Below are 14,975 nucleotides of genomic sequence, written 5' to 3'. Positions count from 1 at the left end.
AATTCTGAAACGGACTATTTTTACCTCGAATCCAGTTCCCTACATGCTGCTTTTATTAGTTTTTCAATGTGCTCCACTTCTTTTGAGCAAAATACTTGTCTTTCAAGTATAGATGATGATTTGTTGTTACATTTACGACTCGTGTGATTATTATGTGCCCTAATAAGTTAGATATTAGTCCAATTATAGCTATAATTAATAAGGGTAACTTTGATGTAAGCTGTTATGACCTCACCCAAACAAGAATGGCTAATCGATGAAAAGATAAATGTTTATCGTATTAATCGAGGTCGCGTCAAATTAGCAAACACATTAATGCCAGGTTATAGTCTGGGGTTGGGGCTTTTGTTCTGCAACTTTGCTGGAGCTAAAGAATGGAATAAGTTTTATAGCCTAATCGAGAATATTAACGCCTGGACAGAAGATGAATATTTATTAGAGCACATTCGGCGGCTCAAAGAAACCCAAGAATGGCGCCAAGCCAATGAAAAATATAAAGAACTTTTGATTCAATTTCCCGGTCTTAAAAGTCTAAACTTTCGTGATCAAATTCAACAATTGGTTGCATCCTTACATATCAGCCCAGACGAACGACATTGTTTATTAAGCGTAGAAATTCCCCGTGATCCCTTTATGGAGGAGTTTATCGGGTCGCTAGATAGGTTGCAAAACCTATATTTGTGGCTTGGCTCTCAACATGACACAGATATCATCGCTCGGTCTGAATTTGAGTCCTACCAGGTTTTACCGAAACAAAGACTCACAGAGATATTGCAAAAACTTCCAGCGAATGTCCCTATTTTAATGAGCACAGGTCGGAAAATCTTTGCGCTTTATCATCAATTATCCTCAAATGAATGGATTTATTATAATTCGGATCATTTGAAAATAATCTCACCCTTCAGTAACGTAGAGTCCCTATCCAATTTTATTCTTAATACAGTTTATAAAAATGAATCTAAAGGCACACACATTCCATTGGGGATAATAATTCCCAAACAAAATAAAGAGCTTGTATTTGATTTTAGTGAGTTAGAGCAACTTTGCAGTCAATTTATCGATGAAAAAAATGCAGAGCAGCACATTATTACCACAGAGCCTAGCGATTCTCCTACTGATTATTTATCCCCTTTGCATTTAGCTGTTATAGGTAATGCTCAGAAAAATATAAAACAATTACTTGCTCATGGCATTGAAATAAATGCTAAAGATGGCTTAGGTTTTTCACCGCTTCATTATGCTACAGCACGTGTTGCAAAAATACTGATAGCTCATGGTGCTGATGTGAATCAGCCTGTAACGAAGAAAATACTGCTCAAAGAACCAAGTGAATCATTATTTCACTCCATAGAGAATGTTACTCCTCTTTATATGGCTAGCAATTTCGGTGAATTAGATAAGGTAAAACTTTTAATTGCTCATGGCGCAGACGTCAATGCCTACTCATCTACAGGGATGAGCCCCCTTATTATCGCGGTGCTTAAAGGTCATGCAGAAGTAGTAGATTATTTATTAGAAAATAATGCTCAGATTGATTCTTTACTTAGAACACCTACAATTCCGATGTTAATTACACCGGATGACAATATTCTGAGGGCGCTGAGTTTTTTTGGGGCAGTGTTTGCACCATTTTATGCAAATCATACTGCTGCAATGTGTGCTATGGACAATGAAAATAGTGAGATACTCAATCTATTAATTCAGCATCGCGATGTGGTGAATGAAAAAGATCAATATGGCGTCACATTATTACATCGAGCAATCTGGTCAAGTAACCGGCTTTTGGCGAAACAATTATTGGAAAGTGGGGCTGATCCGAACGCATTGAGTTACTTTGCAAATTCCCCCAATTCCCTTATGAGTCCGCTTTATATTGCGTGCCAGCAAAATAATTTTAAAATGGCTCAATTACTGCTTCAGTATGGTGCATTAACTCAGATTAATCGTGCTGGAGAATTATCCTGTATTCTTACCGTAATAGAAAATGGATCACTTCCATTAGTTACCTTATTTACTGAATATGGAAGTAATTTTAGGCAATTACATCAAGGGGTTAGCCTACTTGATCTCGCTATTCGTCAAAAACACTATCATTTGGTGGATGTATTATTGGCTCAAGGGGTTGAGCCTAGAATGAGTATGGGTTTTATTTCAACCTTACATCTTGCGATTTATCAAAGGCATATTCCCACCATTAGCAAAATTTTATCCTGGTATGTGCAGAATGGCATTCCTTGTAATGAGGAGATGAATATAAGCAACAAAAATATAGCCTTACTATTAAATCTCTATCAATCATTAAAACATGCACTCCCGTTACAAAAGCAATTATGCTCCTGTCTTATGAATATTGAGCCTGCAGATCGTTTCCCGATAATAGAGCAAGCAGTATTAAGTCCACATGGTGATAAAGCATTGTTTATAAAAATTATGGAAGTAATTAAAGCTCAAGTTAATGCAAGCCCCGGAGAGATAATCTCCATAATTCAGACTGAAATGGATGCCGATATAGGTTTATCTCAAGAAGGAAAAGATTTTTTAGAAATGCTAATACAATTTGCTTGTGATTATAAAACTACGATGAGATTAGCATCGTAGCTTGATCATTAGGCGAAGCCTGGTTGCGAGCAACCAGGTTTTTGTAGATTTTTAAGCTGCGCTAATCCGATTTAAGTAGGATTTTTCCTGATAAGCCAAAATAAGAAACCCTAGTACTCCGGCTGCCAGAGTTACAGGAATTACCCCAATTCCGTAAACAAAAGCTTGCGGATCATTAACCCCGCCATAAACATTAATTACAAAGCCAATCGTGGAGTGAAACGCATAGCCAAAAATCATAATGATCATATTTGCAATTGCAGTGGCAAGACCGGCCAAATCTTCCGGTACATAAGTCGATATTTTATAGATAGCTAAAATCTGATAAGCACAACAAACCCCTACCAGCGCAAAGCTTATAGTAATGCTCGGTACTGCTAAAATGCCTGTAATTAATAAGGCAAAAATTAAGCACATGATAATACCTGAAGCAATAATAGTCCCTAAGTAATAGCCCGTTTTTTCGGCAATAAAACTTAATACTGGTGCTCCAAAGCACATCCCCAAATAAATCATTGAAGGCAAATAGGTGGCTGTAGCGCTATTTAACTGATAAGCCTCTTTTAAGAAAACAGGTCCCCATACATCAGAAAACCCCTCTAGCGGTCCCAGCATTAGACCAGCAAAAAAGCACATCATCATGATTTTACTGTTAGTAAAAATAGCTTTTATATTGGCACGGACCGATTCATGCTGAACTGGCTTGGCATCGGGCACAATTAACCAAGTCACTAAAGCCAAAACTAGCCCCATTACAACAAATATCTCAACTACTTGCTTATAACCCAACCACTGGCAAAGATAACTTACTGGTCCACCGCCATAAATCGCCCCAACAAGACCTATCATAACGGACAAACTTAGCATACGTGGGAAGAGACGCTCATTAAATGTCATGCGAATTATTTTAAAAACACCTAAGATTGCCGCTGAGGAGCCAACGCCAATTAGCGCCCTGCCCACCAATGGATACACCCAATGTTCTGCAAAAATAATCGGTAATAGTCCGATGACGGTCAATAAAATACAACCGGTCATTACTTTGCGTGGTCCGAAACGGTCCAACATAATGCCTATAGGTAAATGTAGCAAGGAATAACCAAGGTAATAAACTCCAGAGAATTGACCAAACTCAGTCGCATTAATATGAAACTGTGAGGTAATATCATTAAGCATGATACTTGGCATTACTCTTAATATATATTGATAGGCATAAAAAATTGAAACAATAATCCAAACAAACCAGGCGATAACGCGTGAAACAGACATAAGCATCCTCAAATAAAGCAATATTAAACACATCTTGCGCACTCTATGAGCAACGACTATTTTATCGCATTTGGATTGAAATTTTTTTTCAAAAATTAATATAAAAAGATTAAATTTGAATTAAAATTTCATTTTTTCATGAAAAAACCAAAGAAAATGCTATTATGAAAAATAATCATGATACTTATTAAAAATAAAATGACCCTAGACCGAATTGATAAAAAGATCCTTGAAGTCCTGCAAATAAATTGTCAAATTAGCAACCAAGAACTCGCCGAACGCGTGGCTCTATCACCTTCATCTTGCCTTCGCCGTGTTGGCTTATTAATGGATCAGGGCTATATTAAAAAACAAGTTGCGCTACTTGAACCTGCAAAACTGGGGTTAAATCTAACGGTAATTATTTTAGTGGGCCTAAACAGCCATCAGCCGTCAGTAATGGCCCAATTTGAAGAGCATATTGGTTTCCTTCCGGAGGTGGTGCAATGTTATTTAATTACTGGGCAATCCGCTGATTATTTGTTAAAGGTAATAGTACCTGATTTAAACGCTTATCAAGCTTTTTTATTAGAACAGTTAACACGTATTAATTGTGTAAGTAGTGTTCACTCAAGTTTTATTTTAAGAAACATTTGCGAAACAACGGCCCTGCCTTTAGAGCATTTATAAAAGAGAAGAAGCAAGCAGGCTACAGACTATAGAATAAGGGATTAATCATGCCAAAAATTAATTTAGAACACTATCTGCAAAAAATACAGGTAACAGTCCCCGTGCCTCTTGTTAATTTATCGCCCACTGAGCGTCTAGAATTGTAGGGTTTTACCGCATATCCAGCCCAAACTGGCAATGAGATAGCTAAGCGACTGTGCGCCATAGGCGCCTTGAATGCATTCTAACATTTGGTCTTTGGAACTTGATAAGCACTCCTTTCCATAAATGGGCTGGACGTTGATACTCAGAAAGGAAAGTACTAATTTTATAAATAGAAATAATTTAATTTTCATGAAGTTATTTAAAGAATTTTTTCTAGAATATAATCCAACTTTAGGATAAGAAGAATATTTAGCTTCGATCTCAATATGGAACGTTGTAATTAAGTGCTCAGGAAAATAAGTGCGATCTAACTTACATCCTCGTTATTTGATCATTCCTGGATCCTATCTTGATTGACTATTTTTAGTGACAAAGCCCGATATTATGCTATCGGCTAAAATGGAATTTGCTGACGGAACCCTCATACCCATTGATCAAGTTGTGATAAATGGGTATGAGTTGCTAGTTGTATCCAGGATAGTTATTGGGTTCGACATGAACTTTTAGAACTTTTCTTGTCATTCGAAGCAGAGGATTCAGGTTCGCTTCTATCAGTTGAGGATGGACTAAAGAACGAGTGAGGGGTCTGCGTTGAAGTCGGTTCTTCTTCCTTAGCCAAGTTATTCATTGTTGAAAACCAGCTAGACGTTGTATAAAGCTGTTTAATATATTCTCTTTCCAAGAAAGCATTTATTCCTTTCTGATTCTTGAAAAGCGCTTTTTCTGAATCAACCACTGGATAGTCAATTACGTGAGGTAAAATATCCATTTGAATGAGTTCTTTGAAGTTCTCAACTCCTTGCTCCTCGTAACAAATATAAGCACATAAGTCGAGTAGCCCAAGTAAGAAACGATAATCTGTCTCATCACCAGATACCTCAGCCTTAGCCTGCAACATCGCAAAATGAAATTGAGTTTTTATGTATTGTGAAACAAAGGTTGGATATAAATTTATGGCCGAAGCAATTTTTGCTATTGCTTTGATTCGTGAACTCTCATTTAAGTATTGAATACCAGATTTTAAGTCAGCGTTTGCTTGAATTAAGGCTGAAAAATCAGTTTGATTTTTTTCATCAAATTGGCGGATATTACTATCTAAGTTGCGATATGTTGCTTCCCTATAAGCGAATGTTGTCAATTCAGGCTTTGCACCATAACAGAGCAAATGAATCGCTTCGGTTGTATTCATCTTTACGATTGTTGCAGTCAGAGCCTGCTTGTAGGAGCATTTTTCCTTGTTTACGGTCAGAGTCCAATGCCAATTTGTTACTTCCCTATCGAGGGAAAATACAGAGCGGTTACAATGATAAATTTCTAGCAGGTAATCAACGAAACGAGTTTGATTAAGAGCAATAAATCTGGTTAATACTTCAGCAAATACGTCGGCTTTTTTTTCATTGTTTAGTAAGTTCGTTTGCATAAAATGATCGAAGAGCAACTCGAATATTTCAAAGTCATTGCTAATATCCAGCAGATAATTTCTGATCTCTTTTTCATAATGGTCATATTCAATTGTAAGACTTATTAAGTTGCATTCTTCAAATTTTTTAGCGGCCTCAACCAAACATTCGATTTGTTTTCTATTTTCTTTTTTGCTTTGTTCCATTTGTTCATTAGAGCTAGATAGATCTTCTATTTTTTGAGTTAATTCCATTAACTTCTGCTCAAGAGTTTTATTTTTCTCTGGAAGTTCAGCCAACTTAAGCTTTAACGATTCATTATCTTCATTAATCTTTTCTACTACTTTTACCAAGCGCTCTCGTTCTTCCCCGGTAAGGGTTTCTAATTTTAGCGATTGCTCACTAAACCGTTTGGATTCATCTATAAGCCTTTCTTCTAAAGATTTAATCTCTTCGTTATTCGTTGCAATCGCTGCATTAGCTTCTTCAATTTCTATAGTATATTTTGCACATTGCTCTTCGTTCGCTAATAACTTCGTTCTTATTGTCTCACTAGCAAGCAGCGCCGTTCTCAACTCAAGCGTTAACCCAGATGGCATAGAAATCTCCCATTTTTTATTATTAAGATTCATTTGGAGTGGCGATTGTAAAGAGGCGACAAAAATAAGTCAAATTAAGGCCAAAGAAATCTTATTTTGATAACTGTGGTTATAATTTGCGTAACTCGATGATTCTTCTCGAAGTCATAGGATGTACATCGGAAGTTCCTTAAAAGAGAGGAAATTTCTTCATTAGTTTAATAAAAAACAATATCAACAGGTATCTATCTTTTGACCATGCAGGATCATTTAGGGCTGTGTTGCAAATAATTTTAAAAATGAAGAATCATGAGTTTTGGGCGTAGCTCAACTGTATAAATCAAATTGTTCATTAATAAAAGAAATTTCCTTACGGTTCCCATACATCCACAGGTTAAACTGACCTTTTTTAAACATGCGCCTAACTTCAAAACCTTTGATGGTAGCATAAGCAGTTTTCATTGAGTGAAATCCTCGCACAGGATTAATAAGACGTCTAAGTTTTCCATGGTCTGCTTCGAGTCAATTATTCCTATACTTGATTTGCAAATGCCTGACATGTGGCGCTAAATGGCCTTCTTGTTTTAACTCCTGAATAGCTTGATTATATGTGGGATTTTTATCCGTATTAATCACACTAATATCACATGGTGGATTGTTCTTTATAAGTTTCTTCAGAAAACGTTTGGCTGCAATAGTATTGCGTCGGTGAGACAAATAAAAATCAATCGTATTGCCTTGCTCATCAATGGCTCGGTATAAGTTCTTCCACTCACCTTTCACTCGAATGTAAGTCTCATCCAAATGCCAACGCCTGGCATAACGTTTTTTATACCAGTCAAGTCGTTTTTTCAGTTCCGGTGCATAATGCTGAACCCAGCGATAAACAGTCGTATGATCAATTGTCATCCTTCTCTCTGCCATCATTTCTTCTAAATCTCGATAGCTAATGCCATACTCCATACTTTTGATTGGCTAAGTATAGACAATGGATTTTCTTGCAACACAGCCGTTATTAATGACTTTGAAGAAGGATGACGGTTATTAGAGGCGGAGTTTGATATTCATCATATTTCGGCTGATGATTTAGCGAGCTATTGCACTAATACTGTTTTCCCCACTCCCTTGAATTTCATTTCAAGACAGTTGCTACATTCATATACAAACCCAAGCAACCCTCTCTACCCAAATAATGCCTTAATAATTTTTAACTTAAGGTTCGTATAAGGCGGATATTTTATAGGCGCCTCAAACCAAAATGGTTTCTTCAAAATACTCTTAAAATGGCTAAAGGTCTTAAACCCCGCCTCACCATGGTAGCTTCCCATACCACTTTCGCCGACTCCACCAAAAGGGAGTTGCGAGCCAGTAATGTGCATTAATACATCGTTAATACAACCGCCACCAAAAGAAACATCCTGTAAAATTCGTTGCTGTATCGCTGTATCTTTACCAAATACATAAAGTGATAAGGGACGCGGCCGGGCTTTGATCTCTTGTACGGCTGCAGATAAATCAGTAAAGGGAATTACCGGCAAAATAGGACCAAAAATTTCTTCATTCATAATTTCATCTGTAAAGCGAATGTCTTTCAAAATTGTTGGCGCAATATAGTTTTCTTCTTCAATAACCTGCCCCCCAGTAAATAATTTTTGAGGGTCAATCAGTTTTTTTAAGCGCGCTACATGTTTTTGGTTAATAATGCGCACATAACTTTCGCTCTCCAGAGGATTAAGGCCGACAATGGGTTCTATTTGTTTTTTAAGCGCCTCAAGAAATGGTTGATAGATTGACTCCTCAACTAAAAGGTAATCAGGAGCAATGCATGTTTGGCCTGCATTTAAAAACTTTCCCCAAGTAATTCGCTGTGCGGAACGCTCCAAATCGGCATCAGCAAAAACGAAACAGGGACTCTTTCCGCCAAGCTCTAATGTTACTGGAGTTAAATGCTCTGCAGCCGCTTTGGCTACAATTCGTCCCACCGTGGTGCTGCCTGTAAAAAATATTTTATCAAAGCGATACATCAATAATTTCTGCGTTATCTCAGCGCTCCCTTCTGCTACATAAAGATACGCAGGATCAAAATGTTGATTAATAATCTGTGCTATCGCTGCGGAGGTATTAGGTGGTAACTCACTTGGCTTAATAATACTGGTATTACCTGCAACCATGGATGCAACTAATGGTGCAAAAGTCAACTGATAAGGATAATTCCAGGCTCCAATAATTAAGGTAGTGCCATAAGGCTCAGGAATTATAAAACTTTTTCCAGGTTGATTCGCCAGATCCGTTTTTACTTTTTTGGGTTTTGCCCATTTGCTAACTCGTTTAATCGCGGTATCGATTTCATGATAAATCAAAGCTAATTCAGTAAGATAAGTTTCAAATTTTGATTTTTTTATATCTTTATGAATTGCTTGATAAAGAAGAGGCTCATTTTCTTTAATAATGTTTTTTAACTTGTGCAGTTGTTGTTTGCGGAAATTAATATCTTTAGCTGTCCCTACAGCTGCAAACGCACGTTGTTTTTCGATAACAGAGTGAATATCCATAAGTAGAACCCGTGCAAAAGTTTTTATTGAATTCAGTATATACTATACAGTTAAGTAAAGATAATTGACCTTTATTGAGCGCATCATGTGTCTTGCATTAATAGCCATTGAACAGCATCCACTCTATCGATTGATTATTTTATCTAACCGAGATGAGTTTTATAATAGGGCAACTGCTCCTGCGCATTATTGGGACGATGCTCCTGGAGTTTTTGCCGGGAAAGATTTAGTCAGTGGTGGGACTTGGCTTGGCGTGAATCAACAAGGGCGTTTTTCCTTGATCACCAATTATCGAGATCCTAGTCATTATAATCCGGAACGTTTATCAAGGGGGCTTTTAGCTAAAAATTTTTTATTAGAAAATGTTCATACATCCCCTGAAGAGTATGTGCACGAGTTAATTCCAAGCACCAATAGCTATAATGGATTTAATTTAATAATCGGCCGCATGGGGGATATTGTTTATTTTTCAAATATAGAAAATAAGATAAAAAAACTCAGTCCAGGAGTCTATGGATTGAGCAATCATTTATTAGATACCCCCTGGTATAAGGTGTTAAAAGCAAAAGAGCTTTTCCATAAAATAGCTCCTCAGCTAATCAAAACCCACACACCTGAAGAAATGAACGCCCTGTTATTTCCAATCTTGGAGAATCATTACGTTGCCCCGGAACATTTATTACCTCACACGGGAGTACCTTTAGAGTTTGAACGTGCCTTAAGTTCAATCTTTGTTAATATACCTACTCGTCAGTATGGGACGCGTTGCTCGACGAGTGTTTTATTCGCTAACGACACTATATTCTTTGCTGAACGAATAGCTGAAAATGCTCAAGTAAAAGCGCCAATTAAACATCAAATACAGCTTTTTAGAGCTTAGGTGCCTTACCAGGGCATTCATCGCATAGAACATCAACACCAGACAGAGGTTCATCATCCAGCTCGATTTTCCCTACAAAAAATGTTAATCGCTCATTGTGTGGTAATAAAATCAGTTCATTTTGGGCTCTCTGCTGATATTGGCAATACCCTTCAAGAATATTCAATCGTGTGGTACTGGTTAGCTTATATTCTTTTATCCATCGTTTGTATTGGTGATCAAATTGTGGAATTGTTAGATTGGTTGCATCCGCTTTCGAAAAATCAAGTATCTCTTTAAATAAAGGAACACTTCCTTCATATAATTGTTCACTAAATCCATTAAGATACTCGTCAATATGCTTTTTTATCTCAGAAAGCAGTGTTCCTAAGACATTAGCTGCTTTGTTATATGCAGGATCTTGAACATTAACATCTTTTCTGCGGCACAATCTAATGTAGTTAAGCAAATAATTAAAATCCTCTTTTTTTTGTTCTCTTGTGTGCACATAAATTGTTTGGCCAGCATTCTTATTAAGAAGAAAACTCATAATCATCTCTTTCGCTTCATTGGGCGTATAGGGATATGCAAACCCTTTAATTTCAATACTTTGCTCCATTTTAGTTTCAAGATTATTGAGTTTTGAACGTAAAATGGCCATTGAAGAAGGTTTTAGGGTTGTTTCGAGGAAAGATGAACTGGTTTTGTAGGTCCTCTGACTATTAGTTGCATTTTGTTGGGTAAACCCATCACACATAAGAGCATAGATGGTATTAATTTTTATATGAGCTGCCGAGAGCTGTTGCACTAATTCGGTAATAAGGCAAACATCTATATCATATTTTCCGGGACTTCCATGAGTGTTAAGTACAATATTTACGTTTGTTTCACCAACCTTTTTTAGTATAAGCATTAATTTGTGGAGTTCTTTCTTCTGCTCCGTAAGTTCTCCCCAGGATAAAGAACCTGCTGGTACGATTAATTCAAGCCAATCATTAAATAGTTCTTTAACAGTTTGGCTATCAGTTTGGACCTCCTCATTTAGCATTTCCTGGTTTGGCAAAGATTTAGCATATATGCTGCTTATAATTAATGTGTACATCAAATAACCTCGTGTAAAAAAATACTTGCTGTTAAGGATTCCTTAATGATACATACAGTAGTATCGATGGCAGAAGTAACTAAATTTGCATGGTGTAAAATGAAAAAGCTCTGTATTCACATCTATACGTCATATTCCGATTATACAAAAAATGAACAAAACTTGCTATGGGATAAAGAAGTTAATCAGGATGCTCTAACGGTTAGAACCGTATTTAAAAATGACACCATTGTTGACATCCCTGTTATTGCCGGTGCTAGCAAGCAAAAAAAGTTAAATAGCGACGCAGTGTTAAGTCCTTTGTATGAAGTTAAACTAGCCGATTATGACGAATGTCATATCGTGCTTAATACTCATGGTGCAGCAGGTGTTAATGATTTATCAGATGAGGTGGTAAAAGCAGTTGTATCTGCAGTGTCGATCCACGAAATCAACATAACGCAAATAAGTGCGCTGCAGTGTAATGGTTTGAAGGGATTAACTGCGATCGAGAATAAACAAAAAGATCTCATGGCACCAGAACATAAAGAGGTGGGCAGTAAATCCGCGTCAATGGCTATATTGCAAGGAAAGCTCAATCACCTTAAGACTAAAATTGAACAAACTTTTTCTATTCATGGGTTTATGTCAGCTTACGATCCTGCGACCGAAAGCGATAAAGTAGAAAGATTACTTTTACGTGGGTCTGCCAAATCATTATCCGTGAAGACAGTACAGGCAAAAGAAGAAAATATTCAAACAGTAAACGAATGTATTGATATTTGCAGAACGGCTACAAATAAGGGATCTCTGGAATATATCAATGCAACTAATGAGCTAGCCAAACTTTTACATAAGATGAAACAAAATATTAGCCTTTATCTTCAGGGAAGAGAGGACCTTGATGACAGGAATAAAATTTTACTGCAAAAGGTATTGGGTGATTCAAATGTTGAGGGTGACGCTACGAATGTTGATTTTCAACGTGAATACAAGCGCTGGTTAAGAACACATAAAATAACCAGCACTGAACGTTTAGATGTGTTTCAGGGTTATTGCGCCGCGATACAAGTAAACGTCGAGCCTGAAAAGACGAGAACACAACTATCTATTTCTACACTGTGTTATGGAAATATAGGGTATTTTACCAAAATTGTCTCTGAGAAGGATACCGTTGTAATTCCGGAAGTAGATAGAAGCTGCACATTCTAGTTTTTAATTGTAGCCCGTGTTAAGGGCTACGCACTACCAATTGCGATCGGTTAATATCGGCCGTGGATGCCACACCAGTTAATACCATTGCTGTGCTCATCTCTTGAGCAATAAGATCAAGCATATGCTCTACTCCAGCTTGTCCTTGAGCAGCTAAAGCATAAACCCCTGCCCGTCCAAGTAATACCGCTTTGGCTCCCAATGCGAGCATACGTACAACGTCCAATCCAGAGCGCACACCCGAGTCAACCAGAACGGTTAAATCATTACCCACCCTATCGACAATTCCCGGCAGTGCTTTAGTGGTTGATAAGGCCCCATCCAATTGCCGCCCACCATGATTGGATACGACAATACCATCAGCTCCAAAGCGTACCGCATCTTTGGCATCCTCAGGATCAAGGATTCCTTTGATGATGATAGAGCCCTTCCAAAAACTTCGTATCCATTCGAGATCAGACCAGCTAATTGACGAGTCAAAATTATTACTTAACCAGCCCATATAATCTTCTAGGCCAATCTCTTTGCCTAAATAAGTAGAGATATTTCCCAACTCATGTGGTTTTCCCATCAACCCGACATTCCATGTCCAAGATGGTTTCATTAATGCTTGTAGCCAGCGGCGTTCACGGGAAAATGGGCCTGACATTCCTGAGTGAGCATCACGGTACCGAGCTGCGGGAACCGGCATATCGACAGTAAATACCAGATGTGTGATACCACAAGTTTGTGCCCGTTCTAAGGCATTTCTCATAAACCCCCGATCTTTAATTACATAAAGTTGATACCATATAGGGACCGGACTATGGCGAGAAACTTCTTCCATAGAACAGACAGAAAGTGTTGATAAGGTATAGGGTATACTTTTGTTTGCAGCTGCTTTGGCGGCTTGAACCTCACCTCGCCGAGCATACATCCCGGATAAGCCAACGGGGCTTAAGATTACTGGCATAGCTAATTTTTGGCCAAATAATTCAGTTTCTAGAGAAACCTGGGCGATACTTTTTAAAACGCGTTGACGTAAAGTGACTTCTGCCAAATCAGCAATGTTTTTTTTAAGAGTGTGTTCTGCATACGCACCACCCTCGATATAGTCAAATAAAAAGCGGGGTAATTTACGTCGAGCAGCCTTGCGATAATCGTCAACCGATGAAATAATCATACGTTTATAATCCATAAAAGCAGAATAGCTTGGTTAGGGCATTTACTTAAGTTTTTCTTGAGCAAATAATACGCTCGAATTACTACAGCTTAACTGCGAGAAGCAGGATAAAGAGGGATACCGCGGACAAGCCGCGGTAATTCGAAGCCGCAAAAACAACATCAGGCTACTTCTTAGAGAATTGCTCGTCTTCTGTACTACCATTTAATGCTGTTGTCGCGCTTTGACCTTGCATAATGACATTTTGTACTGCGTCGAAATATCCTGTACCGACAAAGCTTTGATGTTTGGTAGCTCTAAAGCCATTTTTCTCTTGTTGTATCTCACGTTGTTGCATTTGTGAATAAGCAAACATTCCCTCATTTTTGTAATCTTTAGCAATTTCAAACATGCTTAGATTCAAACTGTGCCAACCTGCAAGGGTAATAAATTGATATTGATATCCCATCTCAAATAATTGTTCTCTAAAGGTGCGTAAATCTTTTTCACTTAAATTAGCTTGCCAATTAAATGATGGAGAACAGTTGTAACATAATAGTTTGTTTGGATATTTGTGGTGAATTGCTCGCGCAAATTCTTCCGCTTCAGCAATATTGGGTTTTGATGTTTCACACCAAATAATATCGGCATAAGGCGCATAAGCTAGACCACGGCTGATAGCCTGTTCTAAGCCTGATTTTACATAGAAAAACCCTTCATTCGAACGTTTTCCAGTTAAAAAAGTAACGTCATTATCATCAAAATCGCTAGTGATTAAATTAGCACCATTAGCATCAGTACGGGCAATAATTAAAGTAGGAACCCCTTTAACGTCTGCAGCAAGACGCGCAGCAATTAATTTTTGAATCGCTTCAGTTGTTGAAACCAGTACCTTGCCACCCATATGGCCACATTTTTTAGCGGAAGATAATTGATCTTCAAAATGTACAGCGGCAGCCCCAGCCTGAATCATATGTTTCATTAATTCAAACGCATTTAAATTTCCGCCAAATCCTGATTCAGCATCAGCAATAATTGGTGCAAACCAATCGATAGAGTAATCCTGATCCAAACAATGGATTTCATCGGTTCGTCTTAGCGCATTATTAATTGCTTGTACTAAATTTGGTACAGAATCAACGGGATAAAGGCTTTGATCGGGGTACATTTGTCCAGAGCTATTCTGATCCCCAGCAACTTGCCAGCCTGAACAGTAAATAGCCTTCAATCCAGCTTGTACTGCTTGAATGGCTTGGTTACCAGTCATGCAACCTAAAGCAGTTACTAACTCATTATGCTGCAACATCTTCCATAGTTTCTTAGCTCCATGAGTAGCAATACTGTACTCAATTTTTAGAGAGGGTCTTAATTTAACCACATCTTCTGCACTGTATGTACGTTTTATTCCATTCCATCGGGAGTTATTCTTCCAGTCATGTTTTAATTCATCAATTTGCTCTTGGATTTTCATT

At 37.7% G+C, this 14,975-nt stretch carries 10 protein-coding genes and 1 pseudogene; 4 read left to right on the top strand and 7 right to left on the bottom strand.

All coding sequences use genetic code 11. The features are described from left to right. The first annotated feature begins 225 nt into the window (after positions 1 to 225). Positions 226 to 2,598 (top strand): ankyrin repeat domain-containing protein, encoded by a 2,373-nt coding sequence (locus E1P08_RS01265; protein WP_133135209.1) that lies wholly within the window; start codon positions 226 to 228, stop codon positions 2,596 to 2,598. Positions 2,599 to 2,649: 51 nt separating this feature from the next. Here the strand turns inward: E1P08_RS01265 and E1P08_RS01260 are convergent, their stop codons facing one another. Then, a complete protein-coding gene (locus E1P08_RS01260; RefSeq protein ID WP_133135208.1) occupies positions 2,650 to 3,867 on the bottom strand; it encodes an MFS transporter in 1,218 nt (405 codons plus the stop codon). Positions 3,868 to 4,065: 198 nt separating this feature from the next. Here E1P08_RS01260 and E1P08_RS01255 point away from each other — a divergent pair, with 198 nt between their 5' ends. Next, positions 4,066 to 4,536: an Lrp/AsnC family transcriptional regulator gene (locus tag E1P08_RS01255; RefSeq protein WP_133135974.1), complete on the top strand. Its 471-nt coding sequence runs from the start codon at positions 4,066 to 4,068 to the stop codon at positions 4,534 to 4,536. A gap of 625 nt (positions 4,537 to 5,161) precedes the next feature. Here the strand turns inward: E1P08_RS01255 and E1P08_RS01250 are convergent. From E1P08_RS01250 to E1P08_RS01240, 3 genes and pseudogenes are all read right to left on the bottom strand, one after another. Beyond that, entirely contained in the window at positions 5,162 to 6,712 is a 1,551-nt protein-coding gene (locus E1P08_RS01250; RefSeq protein ID WP_133135207.1) for a hypothetical protein, read from the bottom strand. A 273-nt stretch (positions 6,713 to 6,985) separates the two neighbouring features. Further along, positions 6,986 to 7,621 (bottom strand): annotated as a pseudogene (locus E1P08_RS01245) (IS6 family transposase). A 218-nt stretch (positions 7,622 to 7,839) separates the two neighbouring features. After that, positions 7,840 to 9,210: an aldehyde dehydrogenase gene (locus E1P08_RS01240; protein WP_133135206.1), complete on the bottom strand. Its 1,371-nt coding sequence runs from the start codon at positions 9,208 to 9,210 to the stop codon at positions 7,840 to 7,842. Between the two features lie 85 nt (positions 9,211 to 9,295). Between E1P08_RS01240 and E1P08_RS01235 the strand changes: the two genes are divergently transcribed. Beyond that, a complete protein-coding gene (locus tag E1P08_RS01235) occupies positions 9,296 to 10,090 on the top strand; it encodes an NRDE family protein (protein ID WP_133135205.1) in 795 nt (264 codons plus the stop codon). On the opposite strand, the gene E1P08_RS01230 is transcribed toward E1P08_RS01235, so the two are convergent. Then, positions 10,080 to 11,171, bottom strand: a complete 1,092-nt coding sequence (locus tag E1P08_RS01230) for a hypothetical protein (protein WP_133135204.1) — start codon at positions 11,169 to 11,171, stop codon at positions 10,080 to 10,082. The genes E1P08_RS01235 and E1P08_RS01230 overlap by 11 nt on opposite strands. A gap of 45 nt (positions 11,172 to 11,216) precedes the next feature. Between E1P08_RS01230 and E1P08_RS01225 the strand changes: the two genes are divergently transcribed. Beyond that, positions 11,217 to 12,362, top strand: a complete 1,146-nt coding sequence (locus E1P08_RS01225) for a hypothetical protein (RefSeq protein WP_133135203.1) — start codon at positions 11,217 to 11,219, stop codon at positions 12,360 to 12,362. 19 nt (positions 12,363 to 12,381) lie between these two features. Here E1P08_RS01225 and lldD read toward each other — a convergent pair whose 3' ends face one another. Then, positions 12,382 to 13,524 (bottom strand): FMN-dependent L-lactate dehydrogenase LldD, encoded by a 1,143-nt coding sequence (gene lldD, locus E1P08_RS01220; protein WP_133135202.1) that lies wholly within the window; start codon positions 13,522 to 13,524, stop codon positions 12,382 to 12,384. 166 nt (positions 13,525 to 13,690) lie between these two features. Continuing rightward, complete coding sequence (gene aceA / locus E1P08_RS01215) at positions 13,691 to 14,974, bottom strand: isocitrate lyase (RefSeq protein WP_133135201.1); 1,284 nt, start codon at positions 14,972 to 14,974, stop codon at positions 13,691 to 13,693. Position 14,975 lies beyond the last annotated feature (1 nt).

The sequence above is a fragment of the Legionella rowbothamii genome, from assembly GCF_900639985.1.
Classification (GTDB): Bacteria; Pseudomonadota; Gammaproteobacteria; order Legionellales; family Legionellaceae; genus Legionella; species Legionella rowbothamii.
Note: the sequence above shows the minus strand (reverse complement) of the source record. Positions and strands in the feature narration are given on the sequence as shown.

Coding starts and splice junctions, on each gene's coding strand:
- E1P08_RS01230 (WP_133135204.1), bottom strand. CDS start 11,171: ATGTACACATTAATTATAAGCAGCATATATGCTAAATCTTTGCCAAAC.
- E1P08_RS01240 (WP_133135206.1), bottom strand. CDS start 9,210: ATGGATATTCACTCTGTTATCGAAAAACAACGTGCGTTTGCAGCTGTA.
- E1P08_RS01265 (WP_133135209.1), top strand. CDS start 226: ATGACCTCACCCAAACAAGAATGGCTAATCGATGAAAAGATAAATGTT.
- aceA (WP_133135201.1), bottom strand. CDS start 14,974: ATGAAAATCCAAGAGCAAATTGATGAATTAAAACATGACTGGAAGAAT.
- E1P08_RS01260 (WP_133135208.1), bottom strand. CDS start 3,867: ATGTCTGTTTCACGCGTTATCGCCTGGTTTGTTTGGATTATTGTTTCA.
- E1P08_RS01255 (WP_133135974.1), top strand. CDS start 4,066: ATGACCCTAGACCGAATTGATAAAAAGATCCTTGAAGTCCTGCAAATA.
- E1P08_RS01235 (WP_133135205.1), top strand. CDS start 9,296: ATGTGTCTTGCATTAATAGCCATTGAACAGCATCCACTCTATCGATTG.
- lldD (WP_133135202.1), bottom strand. CDS start 13,524: ATGATTATTTCATCGGTTGACGATTATCGCAAGGCTGCTCGACGTAAA.
- E1P08_RS01225 (WP_133135203.1), top strand. CDS start 11,217: ATGATACATACAGTAGTATCGATGGCAGAAGTAACTAAATTTGCATGG.
- E1P08_RS01250 (WP_133135207.1), bottom strand. CDS start 6,712: ATGAATCTTAATAATAAAAAATGGGAGATTTCTATGCCATCTGGGTTA.